The organism is Embleya hyalina (genome assembly GCF_003967355.1).
Classification (GTDB): Bacteria; Actinomycetota; Actinomycetes; order Streptomycetales; family Streptomycetaceae; genus Embleya; species Embleya hyalina.
Window position 1 is genome coordinate 362609 of sequence record NZ_BIFH01000013.1, and the last position, 16856, is coordinate 379464.

Genomic DNA, 16856 nt, shown 5'->3' on the forward strand with positions numbered 1-16856 from the left:
CGGCGGGGGTGGTCCGGGGGTGGGGCGGGGCCGCGGTGGGCCTGTGCGGCGGATCTCGGTGGATCGGCCGCGCCGTTCGGTACCGGTTGGCGCGGCCCCTTCGAGATCCCGCGGGACAGGCCCTCAGGCCCGAGAGCCGGGGGGGAACGGCTCCCGGGCGGGATCGGGGGTTTGGTCGGTGGGGGTGTCGGTGGCCGGATCGGGTCCGTCGGGGGTCGGTTCGTCGGGGGGAGACGCGTCGGGCCCGGGAGTCGGTTCGTCGGGGGGAGACGCGTCGAGCCGGTGGGTCGGTTCGGCGGGGGGAGACGCGTCGGGTCCGTGGGTCGGTTCGGTCGGGGGAGAGGGGTCGGGCCTGTGGGTGGGCTCGATGATCGGGGCGGGATCGCGGCCGGTGGGCGGTTCGGTGATGGGAGGTCGGCCGGAGGTGCCGGCCGGTTCCCGGCGGGGGGTTGCCTCTCGGCGGGCCGAGACGGCGGGTGATCCCGTGGGTGTGGTGGGGGCCGGGGCGCGGAACGTGCCCGCCGCCGTCGATTCGTGTGCGGGGCGGGCCGAGGCGGGCTCGGCGGTCGAGGATCGTGCCGAGACGGCCGAGGCCATGGATTCGACCGGTTCCGTGACGGCCGCGGGCGCCGCCGTCCGCGGTTGGGCGACGGGGGTTTCGGCCCCGCTCTCCTCCTCGGCGAACCACGTGGCGTGGTCCGCTCCGGAGCGGGCCACGGGCGCGGGTACCGGTGGCAGCACCGGCGGAACGGTCGGCAGTACCCGGGCCAGCGCCGCGCCGAGGGCGTGGCACACCACCAGCAGCGGGGTGCCGGGCAGACCGACCCGACCGTGTCGATCGGTGAGCAGCGTCCGGATGTGTCCCCGTCCCGGCCCGCCGAGCAGCAGCCGCAACGGGAGTTCGTCGCCGGGTGGTTCGGTCAGCTCGGGCGGCAGTGGATCGGGCAGCTCCGGGGTCACCAGGAACACGGGCAGCCCCAGCCGTGGCGGTCGGCCGCGGGCGGTCCGGTACGCCTCCCGCACCGGCTGTCCGGCCACATCGCGGTGCACCCCGTCGGCGACCACGACCTGTCCGCTCGGCAGCCTGGCGTCCAATTGGGCCGCGACCGCCTGGAACAGGGCCGGTCCCGAACGCGGATCGCCCTGTACGCACACCATCGCCGGGCCGACCACGAGGTCGAGGAACACGCACTCCCGGTCGCGCTCGCCCAGGGTGACGACGATCGGCCTGGCCCCGTCCGCGTCCGGCGTGACCGACGGCAACTCCGCCCGGACGGCCGTCCAGGACCAAGGGTCGTCGGGCACCGGCCGCCAGACGCCCCGAGGCGACGGCATCCCGGCGGCGGCGAACAGCACCGTCACCGTGTCCTCGCCGACGACGGCGGCGTACGGTTGGGCGGGCGCGGCGGCGAACTTCGCGGCCACCAGGGCACGTTCCGCGTCCCGCCAGGTCGCCCCCGCACCCAGGCCCCGTACCAGCACCCGAACCGAGCGCCGATATCGCAGCCAGGCCCGCACCGGGCCGGCGAACGCGTAGGCCGTCAGCGCGATTTCCCGCCACAACCGCCGTGTCGCCGCCTTCCATCCGCCCATTCGCATCGCGAAGAACCGGAGGATCAGGAAGACCACGAGCGCGGCGGCCGAGATGCCGCCCCAACGGAGGATCGTTTCGCGGTGGTTCGCGAAGAAGTCGAGCGGATCGGTGTTCCTCATCTGCCGGGTAGCTCCCCACATCGGGCATCCACGACAGCACCCGACCGTGCTGCCGCGTGGTCCGCGCGAAACTGTATGGAATTTCGGGTGTTCATCCGCCGCCGCGCTCCTCCAGAGCCTGCCGCAGGGCGCGGATCGCGTAGTACGTACGGGATTTCGCCGTGCCGACCGGGATGCCGAGCAGTTCGGCGGCCTGTTTGAGATCGCGATCGCTCAACACCGTCTCGGCGATGATCTCGCGATGCGCGGCGGTGAGCGAGGGCAGTGCGTCGGCGACGGCCATCTTCCAGAGCAGGGGCTCCCATTGGTCGTCGGCCAAAACGTACTCCAGGGGCTCCGGGCTGCACTCCTGCGGCCGGGAACGGCGCGCGCGGCGGTCGTCCATCACGATCCGGCGCGCCACCGTCGCCAGCCACGGCATCAGGTTGGACGTGTCGTCGGCGATCGTGCCCGCGTGCCGCCACGCGCGCAACATGGTCTCCTGGACCACGTCCTCGGCCCACGGCCGGTCCCCGCCGGTGAGCTTGAGGCAGAACGACAACAGGGGGGTGGAGTATTGCCGATAGACGCGTTCGGCGAGGTCCGCGGGTTCCGCGAGGTCCGCGGGCTCGCCGTCGGGTGTCGAGCAGGCCTGGCCGCCGGTGTCACGGCCTCGGGTACAAAAAGACGTCACGGGCCCGGACCCTCGCTTCCCGGATGTGTGTCGGCTCGAACCGCGAACACTAACCACGGCGCGTTACAAGGTTGTTGGATCTGCGCTGAATTTGAGGATTCGCAACCACCGCCGAAAAGGCCGAGTACCGGCCTCGACAGGGCCGTTGGCGAGCGTCGATCTCGTGTGTTCCCATCCGGAACCCCCTCTCTCCGGCGACCGCGACAAACCGTGTTCATCCACACCTCTCCGAACCGAGGTTTCCCTCCGCACACGCGCTCCGCCGCTCGCGGGTTGCATCCCGGTCGACGTGAGGAACACGGGCGGAGGACAGACGTGTCCGAGGCCGCCGGTACCTTCCCCGCGTGGATCGGACGGCCGTCGGCCGGCCGAACAGGCGGAAGGGAAGCCGAGAGCGCATGTCCATGTGGTTGACCCTCGCGAAGGTCGAACCGTCGGTGCCGGCGGCGGTACGGGAGCGGCCCGAACTGATCGGGACACTCTTCTTCGACCCGTCCGACGAACCCGACCGAAACGACCCGTCCGACGGATCCGATCCGGAGGAAGCGGCCGTGCTCCCCGGCGCGTTTCGTCCGCGCGCGGACTCCTACATGTGCGACTACCGCCTCCTGGCCGCGGTCGCCGAGAGCCGGGCGCGGGCCGAGGAGGGCACGGCCGACTGGGAGTCGGCCTACCCGTGGCTGGCCAGGGCGACCGGGAACGATGGCGACGTCGTCGAGGAGTACGAGTTCTGCTACGGGCCCGCCTTCGTCCTCGCCCCGGACGAGGTCCGTCGGGTGGCCGAGGGTCTGGTCGCCGAAGGCTGGGTCCGCGGCGGCCGGGCGGCTCGGTGGGAGGAGGAGCGCGAGGACCACGAATTGGAGGACCTGGGCCCGTTCTTCGCCGCCGCCGCGGCCGAGGGCAGGGCCGTGATCGGCGGGGTGGACTGAGCCGGGTGGGCCCTGTCGTATCCACCGATGAGCGCAGCCCGGCGCGCCTTCGACCGATTCGGGGGTAAAGCTTGCGATAACACAGGGTATGCGTCACCGGCACGCGGGACGCACGGGTCGCCGGGAGATGTGGCTGTATGACGATCGATCGACGAGGATTCCTGACCGCCCTGGGGGTCGGCGGCGCGTTGGTGCTCACGGGGTCGACGGCCGGCGGATCGGTGCGGGGCGCCGTGAGCCGGCCGGCGCCCTGGGCCGGGACGCCGGCCGGGACGCGGGCGCCGACGGCCGGGCCGCCGGACTGGTCGGCGTTGAAGGCGCGCCTCGACGGTCGGTTGCTGCTGCCCGCGGACCAGGGATACGACGTGGCCCGGCTCGGCTTCAACGAGCTGTACGACGGCCGAATGCCGGCGGCGGTGGCCCGATGTACCTCGGCGACGGATGTACAGAGCTGCCTGGACGCGGCCCGAGGGCACGGCGTGCCGATCGCCGCGCGCAGCGGAGGGCACAGCTACCTCGGATACAGCGTGCCCGACGACGGGCTGGTGATGGACCTGCGACCGATGGCGCGGATCGAGGTGCGCGACGACGGGACGGTGGACGTCGGCGCGGGCGCCCGGCTGATCGAGGTCTACGCCGGACTGGCGCAGGCGGGCCGGCTGCTGCCGGGCGGCTCGTGCCCGACGGTGGGGATCGGCGGGCTGACCCTGGGCGGCGGGATCGGGGTGCTGACCCGCAAGTACGGGCTCACCTGCGACCGGCTGGTCGCGGCCGAGGTGGTCACCGCCGACTCGCGCGTGCTCACCGTGTCCGAGTGCGCCGAGCCGGACCTGTACTGGGCGCTGCGCGGTGGGGGCGGCGGCAACTTCGGCGTGGTCACGCGGTTCACGTTCCGCACGGAGCCGGCGCCCCCGCTCACCGTGTTCTCGCTGCGTTTCCCGGCCGGCGCGACGCCCTCGGTGGTCGGGGCCTGGCAGGCATGGATCGCGGACGCGCGACCGGAGTTGTGGTCGAACTGCGTGATCTCCGGCGGCACGCCGCCGACGTGTCGGGTGGGCGGCTGCTACGTCGGCACGCCCGACGCGCTGAACCCGCTCCTGGACGCGCTGATCGCGGCCGTCGGAACGCAGCCCGGAACCCGCGGTGTGCAGCCGAAGAACTACCTGGACGCGATGAAGTACATGGCCGGCTGTTCGACGGACACCATCGCCCAGTGCCACCCGACGTTCGAGGGCGGACGACTGACCCGCGCGGCCTTCGTCGCCGTCTCCCGCGTACTGACCGCCGCGGTGGACGGCGAGGCGGTGGTGGGTCTGATGGCCGGCCGCGTCGGGCTGGACCTGCTCCTCGACTCGATGGGCGGCGCCGTGGCCGAACTCGCCCCCGACGCGACCGCCTTCCCGCACCGCAACGCCCTGGCCACCGCCCAGATCTACGCGAACACCACGCCGGCCGGCCAGGCGGCGGCCACCGAGGCGGTGGACGCGGTCCGCGACGGCCTCGCCGCACTGGGCGCGACGGGCGCCTACGTCAACTACATCGACGCGACCCTCCCCGACTGGGGCACCGCCTACTACGCCGGCAACCTCCCACGCCTGAAGTCGGTGGCCCACCGCTACGACCCGACGGGCGTCCTCGCCTTCCCGCAGTCGGTCGCCAACGCCTGATCGGCTGCCGGGCCCTCGACGCGGGAGCGCTCCCGTCGCGGCGCGGATGTGCGCCCGGATCCGGCCGTCGCGGTGGGCCTCGAGGAGGTCGCCGCACCAGCCCGGGTCGATGTCGCCCCGACACAGGGGGCAGCCGATCCGCTCCGGATCGGCCCCGCGGTCGACGGCGTTCGGCGCGTCGTGCCACGTCACGTCGATCTCCGCGGCCACGCCCTCGTACGAACCCCGTCGACCGTCGCGGGGTCGGCGGCCGACGGGTGCGGAGGCCGGGGGCGCGCCGTGGCGCCTCCGCGCGGCCTCCGCACCGGGCCTGTCCCGCGTCCGCGCGAGCGCGTCCGGGTCAGTGCGCCGCCTGGTACTTCGCCACGATGTCACCCGGTACCCGGCCGCGTGCGTTGATCTCGATGCCCTGTGCCTTGGCCCACTCCCTGACCTTCACCGGGTCCGGACCGTCGCCGGTCCTGTGGGCCTTGACGGCGGTGCGGCGCGACGTGCCGGTCTTGCGGCCGGCGTGGAAGTACGGGCCGAGGGCGTCCAGCAGTTGCTGGTACGTGTCCTGGCCGAGGTCGATCTCGTAGGTGACGCCGTCCAAGCCGAAGGTGTGCGTTGCGATGTCTTCACCCTCGTTGCCGGTGATGTCATCCGTGTAGAGCGTGACTACGCGCTGAGCCATTGGTGAGAATCCCCTTCCTGGGAGCGGGCTGATCGTAACGGAAAGGGGGTCCACGTCGCCTACCCGACGACCGGGAGATCAGGTGATTCGGTTCGCTTCGGAATTGTCGGGCGGCGAAAACGGCTTTGGATACGATCCGATCTTTATCCCGATCGCGCATCGGAGAGAGGGATCGCATTTCCACGCGTCGCTATTGTCGTCGGGACGAAGTGCCGGCGTCGACACTTTTGGCATTGCCCCGGAAGTGGCGGGGGATCGGGTTGCCGGCGCGGGGTCAGCCGGCGCGGGTGGTCCAGGTCGTGCGTCGGGTTCGCAGGGCCAGGTCGTCGCGGTTGCGCAGGCTTTGCGGGGACTCGGGGTCGAGGAGGCGGTCCAGGGCGGTGCGGTCCTCGGGGGTCAGCAGCCGGCCGATCCTGGTGCGCAGCCCGGTGAAGGTGGTGTGGGCGTAGCGGGTCACCGCCGGGTTCCGCGCGGCGGGGACGTGCAGAGTTCGGGTGTTCTCGGATTCGATGGTGAAGCCGGCGGCGGTGAGTTTGGGGGTCCAGTCCGCGCCGCGGTGGGAGGTCGTCGCCGCGTGTTCGCGATCGATCGCGGCGTGGCAGCGGTCTTCGAGGCCGGGGCTGTCCGCCGGGGCCGCGGGGGGCAGGAAGCGCGGGAAGGCGGCCAGTTCGATCATCAGGAACACGCCGCCCGGGGAAAGCAGTTCGCGGACCTGACGCAGGGTTCGGTCGGGGTCGCTCATGTGGTGCATCGAGGCGGACGCCCAGACCAGCTCCGGGCGGCCGAGGTCGGGCAGGGTCGGGGTGTCGAGGTCGGCCCGCACGATGCGCAGACGCTCGTCCACGCCGTCGGCGACCGCCTTGTCCCGCAGGCGATCCAGGTGGGCGGGGGCGGAGTCGACGGCCGTCACCCGGGAGTTCGGGAAACGTCGGAGCAGGGCGAGCGTACCGGCGCCGGTTCCGCAGCCCAGGTCCACGATGTGCCGGGGGTCGGTTTCCGTGGGCAGCGACGCGGTGACGGCCGCGATGTGCTCGGCGAGGACTTCCGCGTCCAGGTCCAGGATCTCCGCGAGGTCGGTCTCGACGTGTACGTGCTCGTGGGCGGTGTGCGTGCCGTGGGGCGCGGGGTGGGTCATGCCGTCACGCTAGGCGGATCGCGCGCCGCCGACCCGATGGGTTGCCGGATGCGCAAGGCGATGCCGAGCCGGGTTGCCCGGTACGCAAGACGACGGCCCGGGACGGGTGGCCCGGCGCGCGAGGCGCGCGGCGGTGCGCGCACGCGGCGGCGGGCCGGGCGCGAATCCGCGCCCGGCCCGCCGCCCGTACCGCCGTGCTCAGACGCCCGCCGAGTCCTTCGCGCTCGCCGCGCCGACCAGTGGCTTGGGCGCGGTGGCCGGCGCCGGGCCGCCCTCGCTCAGGCCGAAGCGGTCGTGGAACCTGCGCAGCGGGCCGGGCGCGTACCAGGCCGCGCGGCCGAGCAGCCGCATCGCGACGGGGACCAGCACGCCCCGCACGGCGATCGCGTCGATCAGGATGGCCAGTCCCGTACCCATGCCGAACATCTGCATGAAGCCGATCTCGGCCGTTCCGAAGGCGAAGAAGCTGACCGCGAGCAGCGCGGCCGCGGCGCTGACGATGCGTCCCGTGTGGCCGAGGCCGTTGACCACGGCCGACTCGGTGCCCTCGCCCTCGTCGTGCAGTTCCTTGATCCGGCTGAGGACGAACACCTCGTAGTCCATCGACAGGCCGAAGGCGATGCAGAACATCAACACGGTCATCGACGTGTCCATCGGCTGCGCGGTGAAGCCGAACAGGGAGGCGAGGTGACCGTCCTGGAACATCCAGGTCATCACGCCCAGGGCCGCGCCCAGGCTGATCATGTTCAGGAGCAGTGCGCGCAGCGGCTGTACGACGCTGCCGGTGAACAGGAAGAGCAGGAGGAAGGTGGTGACGGCGACCAGGGCGATCGCGGCGGGGAGTCGGCCGCCGATCGAGTCCTTGGAGTCGACCAGTTCGGCGTCGGTGCCGCTGACCAGCGGATGGGTCCCCGGGGGCGGCGTGACCGACCGTACGTCGGCGACCAGGTCCTGGGCGGCGTCCGACTTGGGGGCCAGGGCGCTCACCACGTCGATGCGCTGGGCGTCCGGGCGGCCCATCGCCGGGTTGCCGGTGCCGGGCGCGGCGGGCCGGCCGCCGATGTACGTGCCGGCGGAGGTCGCCACGCGGACCACGTTCTCGTGCCGGGACAGTTCGCTCGCGTACGCCGCCAACGGGCCCTCGGTCACCGGACCGTCGATGACGATGTGTACGGCCGCGGCGTCGTTGCCGTCGAAGTTCGCCCGCAGCGCGGTCGAGACCTCACGGCTCTGCGCGTCCTCGGGCAGCACCCGTTCGTCGGCCGTGCCGAAGGTGATGCCGAGCAGCGGGCTCGCGGCCAGCAGCAGTACGGCGAGCACCGGAATCGCGGTGAGCGCGGGACGCCGCATGACGGTGCCGGCGATCCGTCCCCACAGGGGCGTGCGGGCGGAGGCGGGGCGGTCGAACCTCACCCACGGCATGCGGCCGCTGTTGACCCGGTGCCCCAGGAGGGCGAGCAGCGCGGGCATCACGAACAGGGTGGCGACCGCGGCGACGACGATCACGCCGACCCCGGCGTAGGCGAACGAGCGGAGGAAGAACTGCGGGAACACCAGGAGTGAGCCGAGCGCGGCGGCGACCGTGGCCGCGGAGAACGCCACCGTGCGGCCCGCGGTGCGCACGGTGTGCCGGACGGCGTCGTCCACCTCCGCCCCGGCCGCGAGGTGTTCGCGGAATCGGTTGATCATCAACAGGGCGTAGTCGATGCCCAGGCCGAGGCCGAGGGCCGTGGTCAGGTTGATCGCGAAGACCGAGACGTCGGTGAGGCCGCCGAGGACCGCGAGTTCGGCGAACGTGCCGACGACCGCGACGGTACCGATCACCAGCGGCAGCAGCGCCGCGACCACGCTGCCGAAGACGACCAGGAGCAGCAGCAGGGTCAGCGGTACGGCGATCGCCTCGGCCAGGACGAGGTCCTTCACCACCTGCTTGGACAACTCGTCGCCCACGGCGGTGGCGCCGCCGGCCCGGACGGTGAGCCCGGGCCCGTAGTGTCCGGTGTAGTGCTCGAGGATGCCCTTGACGTTCTCCGCACGCTCGCTGTCGTCGCCCTTCACGTGGGCGAGCACCATGGCCTGTTGGCCGTTCTTGGAGCGCAGTTCCGGGATGCCCGCGTCCCAGTAGGAGATCACGTTGTCGAGGTGTTTCTCCTTCTTGAGGTCGGCGACCAGGTTCTGCCCGCCCTGCTTGGCCGCGGGGCCGTCGACGCCGCCGCCGTCGGGGGCGCGGACCAGCAGGACCAGGTTGGTCTCCCCGCCGAACTTCTTGTCGATGATCTGTTTGGCGCGGGTGGACTCCGAGGCCGAGTCGTCGAACCCGCCCCCGCTCAGCAGTTTGCCGAACGCGCCGGTGCCCAGGACGCCCATCAGGACCACGAGCAGACCCGCGACGACGAGTACCGATTTCGGCCGGCGAACCGTGAGTTCGGCTATGCGTTCAAACACGGGTTGTCTCCTTGGGCTCTTGCCGTAAACAACAGAAAAGACAGGAAATGCGCCGATCGCGGCGCGCGTGGGTGGGTGGCCCATCGGCGGTGTCCGGGTCCGGGAGGGGAGGCGCTTCCGCTTTCCCCGTCGCCCTTGACGACCCTAGTGAGGTACAAGAAACTTTGGCAGTGTTAGATTTTCTTCACAGGGCTCGCCCGGGTCGTGGCGTGCCGGAACCTTCGTCGTAAGGTCGTCGCATGTCTCCAGTCGAAGCCGGTTCGACCGGGCCCACGCCGCCCGCGTCGTCCGAGCCGTCCGCGTCGTCCGCCCCGCCGGCACCCGCGCCGCCCACGCTGCGTGAGCGGCGCCGGGCCGTCGCCGTGCGGGAGATCCTGAGCGCCGCCGAGGACCACATCGACCGGGAGGGGCCGCACTCGTTGTCGCTGCGCGCGGTCGCGCGCGGCCTGGGGATGACCGTGCAGGCGCTCTACCACTACTTCCCGAGCCGGGACGACCTCGTCACCGCGCTCATCACCAAGGCGTACGACGACCTGGCCGACGCGGTACAGGTCGCGGTGGACGCCGTGGCCGAACCGGGCCTGTCACGCATGGTGGCGGCGGCGGAGGGCTACCGCCGGTGGGCCGTCGCCAATCCGGAACGCTTCCAGCTGATCTACGGCGCGCCGCTGCGCCACTACGCGGCACCCACCGACGGCCCGACCACCCAGGCCGTGCGTCGGATGAGCGCGATCTTCGAGCGCGAACTGTTCGGCGGGTCGACCACCGAGCAATTGGCCGCCGCGGACATCCCACCGCTGTCGCCGGCGCTGCTCGAGGAGTTGGAGCGGCTGCCACCGGACGGGCTGGGCTCGCTGCCGCCGCCCGCCGTCGCCATCATCCTGAGCGCCTGGGGACACATGCACGGCCTGGTCGCCCTGGAGGTGTTCGGCCACACCTCGTTCCTGGACACCCACCAGGCGGAGATCTTCCGCATCGCGATGCACACGATGCTCGCCGACATCCACCACCGCATCCCCCCGGCGGATCGGGCCGTTCGGGCACGAAAGCCCCGCCCGTGAGCGGTGCGGCCCGCCGGGGACGGCGTCGGGGGCGTGGTCAGGGGATGATCGGGACGTCCGCGTCGACCAGGCCGTTGCCGCCGACGACCGTGTTGTCGGCGGTGACGGTGGTGGGGCAGGCGGCGGTGTACGAGAAGGCGTGGATGGCGAGTCGGTCCGGGCCCGTCGCGCCGGTCAGGTCGGCACGGTTGGCGTGAAAGACGGTGCCGCAGCCCCAACCCGGGAACTGCGCGTGCACCTGGAAGCCGTCGTTCGTGCTGTTGCGGCCCGTGTTGTCCTCGATCAGGTAGCCGTTGCCCTTCACGTCGACCCACGAGTCGTCGTAGTTGTTCCCGGTCAGGCCCGTGCCGTCGAAGACGTTGCCCGCGACCCGGCCGCCGGTGGTGCCCTCCTTCAGGTCCACCGCCTCGCCGCGCACGTCGGGGCCGATCACGTTGCGCAGGATCTGCACCCGATCGCTGCGGTCGGCAAGCGTGTTGGCGGTGCCGACGTACACGCCCTCGCCCATGCCGCGATCGTCCCGGCCGGTGTCGTGGATCCGTGAGTCGACGATCGCGCCGTCGCTGCTGGAGTTGCGGAAGTGCACGCCCTCCATGGTGAGTTCGTGCACGGTGACGGAGTCGATCAGGACGCCGCGGGCGGCGTCGATCATGATGCCCTTCTGGGCGTGGGTGAGGGTGACGCCGCGCACGGTCCAGTAGGCGGCGCCGTCGAGGTGCAGGGCGTTGCCGCCGCCGGTGTTGGTGCGCAGTACGGCGTTCGCGGAGCCGACGAGGGTGATCCGGGCGTCGGCGCGACCGGCCCTGGTGGTCCGGAAGTTGCCGGTGTACGTGCCGTCGGCGAGGCGGATGGTGGTGCCCGGGACGACCGCGGCCAACGCCGACTTGAGCTGCGCCGAGGTCGACACGAGCAGGACCGGGTCGGTCGCGGACGCGGCGGCGTGGCCGGGCGGCGCGGCGGCGAGCACGGTGCCGAGCGTGGTCACCAGGGCGAGCGACAGGGTACGGATGCGCATCGGGCAACCTTCCGTCGAGACGGTGACGGGACGCGTGCGGGCGATTCGGGCCGGTGCCTCCACCAGCGTGCGGCATGAGCGTGCAGAGGTCTAGACCAGCGCGGGCCGGATACCTGCTCCTCGGCGAATTCTGCGGCACGACCCCCCCGTCACCCGGCGCTCACAGGCCGGCCACCCACGCACCCAGGACCGCGTAGTCGGCCGCGGTGAGCCCGTGCACGGCGTCGACGCGGTGCAGCAGGGCCGGCGCGGGATGGTGCGCGGCCACCCAGGCCCGGTCGGCGTCGCCGATCTCGTCGTCGACCCACACGAACGGCCGCCCCGCCGCCCAGGCGACGAGCGCCCGAGTCTTCCAGTGCGTCCCGACCCGCTCGGCGTGCGCGGCGGCATCGACATGATCCGGCTCCGGCCAAATCACCACGGGCAGCCGGGAAAGCCCGATCCGGGGCGACACACACTCGTTCGCCTCGTGCATCCAGGACGTCGCCCACACCACGTCACAGCCCAGCGCCGTCAACCGTGCACCGTGCGTGGGATCGATCCTGGCCAACAGCGGATTCGCGAAGGCGTCCGGGAGTCGGGGAACGAATCGGTAGGTCGGATAGCCATCCGGATACTGCTCCGCCGACGCACCGAAGGGTATGAGGGGTCCGTCGACATCGAGAAAGAGAAGCGGCCGGCCGCCGGAGTCGATCACATGTGCACGATAGCGGCGAACGGGTCGAAGGTGGGGGCGACTTGACTTCAAGCCAAGTTGAACTTCTAGCGTCGTTGGAAACGAGAGGGGTTCGGCTGTGACGACGCTTGTTACGGGTGCCACCGGGAACACCGGTCGGCATGTGGTGGCGGAGTTGGTTCGGCGAGGGGAGAAGGTTCGGGCGTTGACGCGCGATCCGGCCGCAGCCGCGGGGAGGCTGCCGGCGGGGGTCGAAGTGGTGGCCGGGACGCATACGGCGCCGGAGGGATTGGGTGCCGCCCTCGACGGTGTGGATCGGCTGCACGTCACGGTGACGGCGGGAACGGCCGAGGCCGGGCCGGAGTTGGTGCGGCGAGCGGTCGACGCGGGTGTACGACGCATCACGGTGGTGTGGGGCGGTTGGGTCGGGCCGGCCGAGCAGGCCGTGGCGGACTCGGGGGTGGAGTGGACGCGCCTGGAGCCGCAGGAGTTCATGTCCAACACCTTGACCTGGATCGACTCGATCCGGGCCGAGGGCGTGGTGCGCGAGCCGTACGACTTCCCCAGCGCGATGGTGCACGAGGCCGACATCGGCGCGGTGGCCGCGGTCGCCCTGCTCGACGACGGCCACGCGGGGCGCGCGTACAACCTCACCGGGCCCGAAGTGCTGACCACACGCGAGCGGATCGCGATCCTGGCCCGGGCGATCCGCCGCGACGTCGACTTCGTCGCGATCACGCACGAACAGGCCGTGGACAGGCTGACGGCCGCCGGCGTGTCGCGGCAGGACGCCGACTACGTGATCGGCTGGTACGCCGACCCGCCCGTCGACGCCGGCACGGTGGTCGACACCGTCGAACGGGTCACCGGTCGGCCCGCCCGCACGTTCGGTCGGTGGAGTGCCGATCACGCGGATCGGTTCCGGTGAGGGTGACGCTGTCGGCGAAGGCTCGGGCCAGGGGGGTCAGGTCCTCCCAGCGGCGCACGGCCCAGCCGACCGGCAGGCGGGGCAGGGCCGGTATGGGCAGGAAGCGCACCGGGTCGGTGTCCGCGGGGGCCCGCCGGTCGGGCAGGGCGGGCACGATGGCGTGTCCCAGGCCCAGTTCGACCAGCAGGACGGCGGTGTCCCAGTCGGCGACGCCCGATTCGGCCGCGATACGGATGTCCAGTCTCGTGAAGGCCGCGTCGAGGTGGGCCCGCGAGGAGGAGTCCTCCGGAGGTCGGATGTAGCGGATGCCGGCCAGGTCGGCGGTGTCGACGTGGGCGCGTTCGGCCAGCGGGTCGTCGGCCCGGACCGCCAACACCCAGGGCAGTTCGGCCACGCGGCGCTGTTGGATGCCGGGAATCGCACCTCCGACGGTGATCCAGGCGAGGTCGAGGGTGTTGGAGGCGAGCGCGTCGAAGCAGCCGCGGCTGGACGTCTCGGTGCGAAACTCCAGACTGGCCCTCGGGTATCGGCCGCGGAAGGCGACGACCGCCTCGGACATGAAGTGCCGCACGGTCGTCGCCCCCGTGGTGACCCGGACCGATCCCGTTTCCCCACGGGCCAGTTCGTCGAGCCGACGAAGGGCCACGTCCAGTCCGGCGATCCCGTCGGCCGCTGCCGCGTGCAGCAGTCGACCCGCCGCCGTGGGGGCCGCTCCAGGAGTTGCACCTTCGTCTCCCGTTCCAACCGCTTCACGTGCTGGCTCACCGCCGACTGGGTGCACGAGAGGTCCCGGGCGACGGCGCTCAGGCTCCCGGCCCGGCACACCGCGACGAAGATGCGAAGGTCATCGAGGGTCATGGCCCCAAGGTAAGGCTTGGGAAGTCGGCAGTGAACCCGAGGATTGACTCGGGTCGCCGCTCGGTTCGATCATCGGAACCGGGCGGCAACCCGACCCGACCACGCGTCCCCGTCCGGACGGGGGAGCGCCCGGCGGGACGGGTGCCGACCCTCGTCGCCATCGAAAGGAAACCGTCCGTGCCCGCTTCGACGTCGTCCCACGATCCCGCCGCCGTGCCTCCCCGGAGCGTGGCGGTCCTCGGGCCGGGAGGAGTGGGCGGGCTGCTCGCCGCCCTGCTGTCCCGGGCCGGCCACCGCGTGATCTGCGTCGCCGGCAAGGAAACCGCAAGCGCCCTGCGCCAGGGCGGAATTCGGGTACGCAGTGGGCAGTTCGGCGAGTTCACCGCCCGGGTCGAGGCGGACACGCACCTGCGCGAACCCGTCGATCTGTGCCTGATCACGGTCAAGCACACGGGACTGCGCGACGCGCTGGAACGTATCCCGGCGGGCGCGATCGGGGACGGGGCGATCCTGCCGCTGCTCAACGGCGTCGAACACCCGGCCCTGCTGCGCGAACACTACGGCGATCAGGCCGTCGTCCCGGGCGCGATCCGCGTCGAGTCCACCCGCCTCGCGCCGGGCGTGATCGAACACGGCAGCCCGTTCACGGAGATCGACCTGGCCGGACCGCCGGAGCGCGTCGAGCCGTTGGCGGAGATCTTCACCGACGCCGGTGTGCGCACCCGGGCGGTGGGCGGCGAGGCGGCCGCGTTGTGGGCGAAGTTGGCCTTCCTCGCGCCCTTCGCGCTGCTCACCACCCGCTACGGGCTCACCATCGGCGAGGTGCGGACCGGGCGGCGCGCGGAACTGCTCGCGCTCGTCGCCGAGGCCGCCGCGGTGAGCCGGGCCTGCGGCGTCCCCGTCGATCCGGCGCGCTCCCTGGCGCTCTACGACGCGTTCCCGGCGCAGACCAAGTCGTCCATGCAGCGTGACGTCGAGGCGGGCCGCCCCACCGAACTCGACGCGATCGGCGGCGCGTTGCTGCGCGCGGCCGCACGACACGGCATCCCCGTCCCCGTCGCGACCCGGCTGGTGGCCGAACCGACCTCGCGGTGAGGCGTGCTTTTTCGGCCCGTGCGGGTGTGACGCGGGTCGGAAGAGCACGCCTCAGCGGAACACCGTCCACTCCACGTCGATCCGACGTGCGCCCGCCACGTCGGTGACGGCGAGGGCGGAGGCGACGCGGTCGTCGATCACCACCTCCTCGCCGGGGTCGAGCGGTCGCGAGGTCCGTCCCCGGCGCAGGGTGGTCACGCCGTCCGCCGTCGCCGAGGTGGGGCGGGACACGCGCCAGTGGCCGGGTTCGATCCGTTCGAGCACCGCGTGCACCGGCGCGACGAACTCCCAGTCCGCGGGCACCGACAGCGTGTGGCCCGTCCGGTCACGGCCGATCACGAACCGGTCGGGGCCCTCGCGCATGCCGAGGACGCCGAGTTCGGCCACGACCCGGGTCCACGTGCCGTCCTCCTCGTTCCGGAGCTTCACGTCGCAGGCCCGACACCACCACCGCGGGCGATCCGGCCACACCACACACCCGCCGAGCCGGACCTCCCCGGCCCGGGCGCGCTCGCGCAGGGGCGCCGCGGGCATGCCGTACACGATCGGCACGACCGCCGCCGCACACACCGGGCACCGCGTCGACATCGACCGCCCTCCCCGTCATCCGTCCGCCGAACCACCTGCATACCACCCCCGGCGTGCGGCGGCCCGGGCGGCCCGGTCCGGGACCGGGCCGGGGCGGGACCGTCAGGGGGTGACCACGGTGTGGGTCGGGTAGATCCTGGGCCGCGGATCGGGTACGCCGAGTTCCTGGAGGATGGGGATGATGGTCTTGCCGAACTCCCGGAAGGCCTCCTCCGATTCCCAGACGTCGACGACGAGCCAGCCGTCCGGGGTGGCGGCGGAGGTGTGCGAGATGAGGCCGGACACGGGCCAGTCCGAGGGGTTCTTCACCGGCCCGGGACGGCCGGAGACCTTCTCCGCGCTCTGCTCGTACTGGCTGCGGGTCATCCCCGGGACGTCGAAGACGGCGACGATCGGCATGCTTGGCTCCTGTTCGGGATGTGGACGTGGTCGAGGACCCGGAAGAGTCCGACCAGCCGAGTGCACCATCCGGCCCGACCCCCCGCATGCCGACTGACCCGAACGGGCGTGCCGGAACACCGTGGGCCACGCGCCGCATCCCACCGGCGACGGCCCGCCGGGTCAGGTCGCCGGCGGCCGACGGGCATGCGGACCACCGTCGACCACCATGCGCTCGCGACCGGCCCGGTCCACCCGACGTACCACCGCAGGACGACGCCCCGCCGACTCTCGGGTTGACCTTGACACGGTGGCAACGTTTTGACTGTGGCCGAGGAGGTGGTCGCGATGACCATGGGAAAACAGGACACGGGCCCGACGCGAGGTCTCCGAGGGCTGGAGGACGGCGATCCGTCGGTCCGGGTGCGGGTGGCGCTGGCGGCCGGCACGAACCCGGACCCGGGGTTCGTCGGCACGCTCGTGGCGCGGTGCGGGATCGACCCCGACTTCCAGGTGCGCGAGACGTTGACGTGGGCGCTCACCCGCCACCCGGCGTCGGTGACGGTCCCGCTGCTGGTCGAGGAGGTGCGCTCGGAGCGGGCGCAGGCACGTGGTCAGGCGTTGCACACGCTGTCCAAGATCGGGGATCGGCGGGCGTGGCCGGCGATCACGCCGGCGCTGCTGTCCGACGCCGACGACGAGGTGGCGCGCAGCGCCTGGCGGGCGGCGGTGGTACTGGTGCCCGAGGACGCCCGGCACGAGCTGGCCGTAGTGTTGGCGACGCAGCTCGGGCGCGGCGAAGCCGAGACGCGGCTGAGCCTCAGCCGGGCGCTGATCGCGCTCGGGGAGGCGATGTTGCCGACACTCGGCGTCGCGACGACGGACCTCGACCCCCGCGTGCGTGCGCACGCGATCGCGACCGAGCGGCTGTGGCGCGACCCGGACGCCGGGTTCGAGTTCGCGATCGAGGAGGCGAAGCGCGTCGCGGCCCTCGGCGGGGCCGGTGGGGAAGGGCGGTAGGC

At 72.3% G+C, this 16856-nt stretch carries 15 protein-coding genes and 1 pseudogene; 6 read left to right on the forward strand and 10 right to left on the reverse strand.

Features of this window, described 5'->3' with window-relative positions:
- Positions 1 to 123 precede the first annotated feature (123 nt).
- On the reverse strand, positions 124 to 1713 hold the full coding sequence (locus EMA17_RS01615; RefSeq protein WP_126635026.1) for a hypothetical protein: 1590 nt from the start codon (positions 1711 to 1713) through the stop codon (positions 124 to 126).
- A gap of 91 nt (positions 1714 to 1804) precedes the next feature.
- A complete protein-coding gene (locus EMA17_RS01620) occupies positions 1805 to 2386 on the reverse strand; it encodes a sigma-70 family RNA polymerase sigma factor (RefSeq protein ID WP_126635027.1) in 582 nt (193 codons plus the stop codon).
- Positions 2387 to 2784: 398 nt separating this feature from the next.
- On the opposite strand from EMA17_RS01620, the gene EMA17_RS01625 reads away from it, so the two are divergent.
- Both EMA17_RS01625 and EMA17_RS01630 read left to right on the forward strand, forming a co-directional pair.
- Positions 2785 to 3315 (forward strand): hypothetical protein, encoded by a 531-nt coding sequence (locus EMA17_RS01625; RefSeq protein WP_126635028.1) that lies wholly within the window; start codon positions 2785 to 2787, stop codon positions 3313 to 3315.
- 137 nt (positions 3316 to 3452) lie between these two features.
- Positions 3453 to 4982, forward strand: coding sequence for an FAD-binding oxidoreductase (locus tag EMA17_RS01630; RefSeq protein ID WP_126635029.1), 1530 nt, complete (start codon positions 3453 to 3455; stop codon positions 4980 to 4982).
- Positions 4983 to 5322: 340 nt separating this feature from the next.
- Here the strand turns inward: EMA17_RS01630 and EMA17_RS01635 are convergent, their stop codons facing one another.
- The 3 genes from EMA17_RS01635 to EMA17_RS01645 form a co-directional block, all read right to left on the reverse strand.
- A complete protein-coding gene (locus EMA17_RS01635; protein WP_126635030.1) occupies positions 5323 to 5655 on the reverse strand; it encodes a histone-like nucleoid-structuring protein Lsr2 in 333 nt (110 codons plus the stop codon).
- A gap of 274 nt (positions 5656 to 5929) precedes the next feature.
- Positions 5930 to 6790 carry a class I SAM-dependent methyltransferase gene (locus EMA17_RS01640; RefSeq protein ID WP_126635031.1) on the reverse strand — a complete coding sequence of 287 codons (861 nt, stop codon included), beginning with the start codon at positions 6788 to 6790 and terminating at the stop codon, positions 5930 to 5932.
- Positions 6791 to 6988: 198 nt separating this feature from the next.
- The gene (locus EMA17_RS01645) at positions 6989 to 9235 is read right to left on the reverse strand and encodes an MMPL family transporter (protein WP_126635032.1); all 2247 of its coding nucleotides are present in this window, start codon (positions 9233 to 9235) and stop codon (positions 6989 to 6991) included.
- A 239-nt stretch (positions 9236 to 9474) separates the two neighbouring features.
- Here EMA17_RS01645 and EMA17_RS01650 point away from each other — a divergent pair, with 239 nt between their 5' ends.
- Entirely contained in the window at positions 9475 to 10296 is an 822-nt protein-coding gene (locus EMA17_RS01650; protein ID WP_126635033.1) for a TetR/AcrR family transcriptional regulator, read from the forward strand.
- 37 nt (positions 10297 to 10333) lie between these two features.
- On the opposite strand, the gene EMA17_RS01655 is transcribed toward EMA17_RS01650, so the two are convergent.
- A complete protein-coding gene (locus EMA17_RS01655) occupies positions 10334 to 11311 on the reverse strand; it encodes a right-handed parallel beta-helix repeat-containing protein (protein WP_126635034.1) in 978 nt (325 codons plus the stop codon).
- A gap of 160 nt (positions 11312 to 11471) precedes the next feature.
- Positions 11472 to 12008, reverse strand: coding sequence for an HAD domain-containing protein (locus EMA17_RS01660; RefSeq protein ID WP_126635035.1), 537 nt, complete (start codon positions 12006 to 12008; stop codon positions 11472 to 11474).
- Between the two features lie 97 nt (positions 12009 to 12105).
- Here EMA17_RS01660 and EMA17_RS01665 point away from each other — a divergent pair, with 97 nt between their 5' ends.
- Entirely contained in the window at positions 12106 to 12915 is an 810-nt protein-coding gene (locus tag EMA17_RS01665; RefSeq protein WP_126635036.1) for an NmrA family NAD(P)-binding protein, read from the forward strand.
- On the opposite strand, the pseudogene EMA17_RS01670 reads toward EMA17_RS01665, so the two are convergent.
- Positions 12851 to 13773, reverse strand: a pseudogene (locus EMA17_RS01670) (LysR family transcriptional regulator). The gene EMA17_RS01665 and the pseudogene EMA17_RS01670 sit on opposite strands and share 65 nt — an antisense overlap.
- Positions 13774 to 13950: 177 nt before the next feature.
- On the opposite strand from EMA17_RS01670, the gene EMA17_RS01675 reads away from it, so the two are divergent.
- Complete coding sequence (locus tag EMA17_RS01675; RefSeq protein WP_126635037.1) at positions 13951 to 14868, forward strand: ketopantoate reductase family protein; 918 nt, start codon at positions 13951 to 13953, stop codon at positions 14866 to 14868.
- A 51-nt stretch (positions 14869 to 14919) separates the two neighbouring features.
- On the opposite strand, the gene EMA17_RS01680 is transcribed toward EMA17_RS01675, so the two are convergent.
- Positions 14920 to 15402, reverse strand: coding sequence for a hypothetical protein (locus EMA17_RS01680; RefSeq protein ID WP_170222074.1), 483 nt, complete (start codon positions 15400 to 15402; stop codon positions 14920 to 14922).
- A 156-nt stretch (positions 15403 to 15558) separates the two neighbouring features.
- Positions 15559 to 15855 (reverse strand): hypothetical protein, encoded by a 297-nt coding sequence (locus tag EMA17_RS01685; RefSeq protein WP_126635039.1) that lies wholly within the window; start codon positions 15853 to 15855, stop codon positions 15559 to 15561.
- Between the two features lie 327 nt (positions 15856 to 16182).
- Between EMA17_RS01685 and EMA17_RS01690 the strand changes: the two genes are divergently transcribed.
- Complete coding sequence (locus EMA17_RS01690; RefSeq protein WP_126635040.1) at positions 16183 to 16854, forward strand: HEAT repeat domain-containing protein; 672 nt, start codon at positions 16183 to 16185, stop codon at positions 16852 to 16854.
- Positions 16855 to 16856 lie beyond the last annotated feature (2 nt).

Excerpts from the sequence above, each read along its gene's own strand:
- EMA17_RS01615 (WP_126635026.1), bottom strand. The coding sequence starts at position 1,713 with ATGAGGAACACCGATCCGCTCGACTTCTTCGCGAACCACCGCGAAACG.
- EMA17_RS01625 (WP_126635028.1), top strand. The coding sequence starts at position 2,785 with ATGTCCATGTGGTTGACCCTCGCGAAGGTCGAACCGTCGGTGCCGGCG.
- EMA17_RS01630 (WP_126635029.1), top strand. The coding sequence starts at position 3,453 with ATGACGATCGATCGACGAGGATTCCTGACCGCCCTGGGGGTCGGCGGC.
- EMA17_RS01635 (WP_126635030.1), bottom strand. The coding sequence starts at position 5,655 with ATGGCTCAGCGCGTAGTCACGCTCTACACGGATGACATCACCGGCAAC.
- EMA17_RS01640 (WP_126635031.1), bottom strand. The coding sequence starts at position 6,790 with ATGACCCACCCCGCGCCCCACGGCACGCACACCGCCCACGAGCACGTA.
- EMA17_RS01650 (WP_126635033.1), top strand. The coding sequence starts at position 9,475 with ATGTCTCCAGTCGAAGCCGGTTCGACCGGGCCCACGCCGCCCGCGTCG.
- EMA17_RS01655 (WP_126635034.1), bottom strand. The coding sequence starts at position 11,311 with ATGCGCATCCGTACCCTGTCGCTCGCCCTGGTGACCACGCTCGGCACC.
- EMA17_RS01680 (WP_170222074.1), bottom strand. The coding sequence starts at position 15,402 with ATGCCCGCGGCGCCCCTGCGCGAGCGCGCCCGGGCCGGGGAGGTCCGG.
- EMA17_RS01685 (WP_126635039.1), bottom strand. The coding sequence starts at position 15,855 with ATGCCGATCGTCGCCGTCTTCGACGTCCCGGGGATGACCCGCAGCCAG.
- EMA17_RS01690 (WP_126635040.1), top strand. The coding sequence starts at position 16,183 with ATGACCATGGGAAAACAGGACACGGGCCCGACGCGAGGTCTCCGAGGG.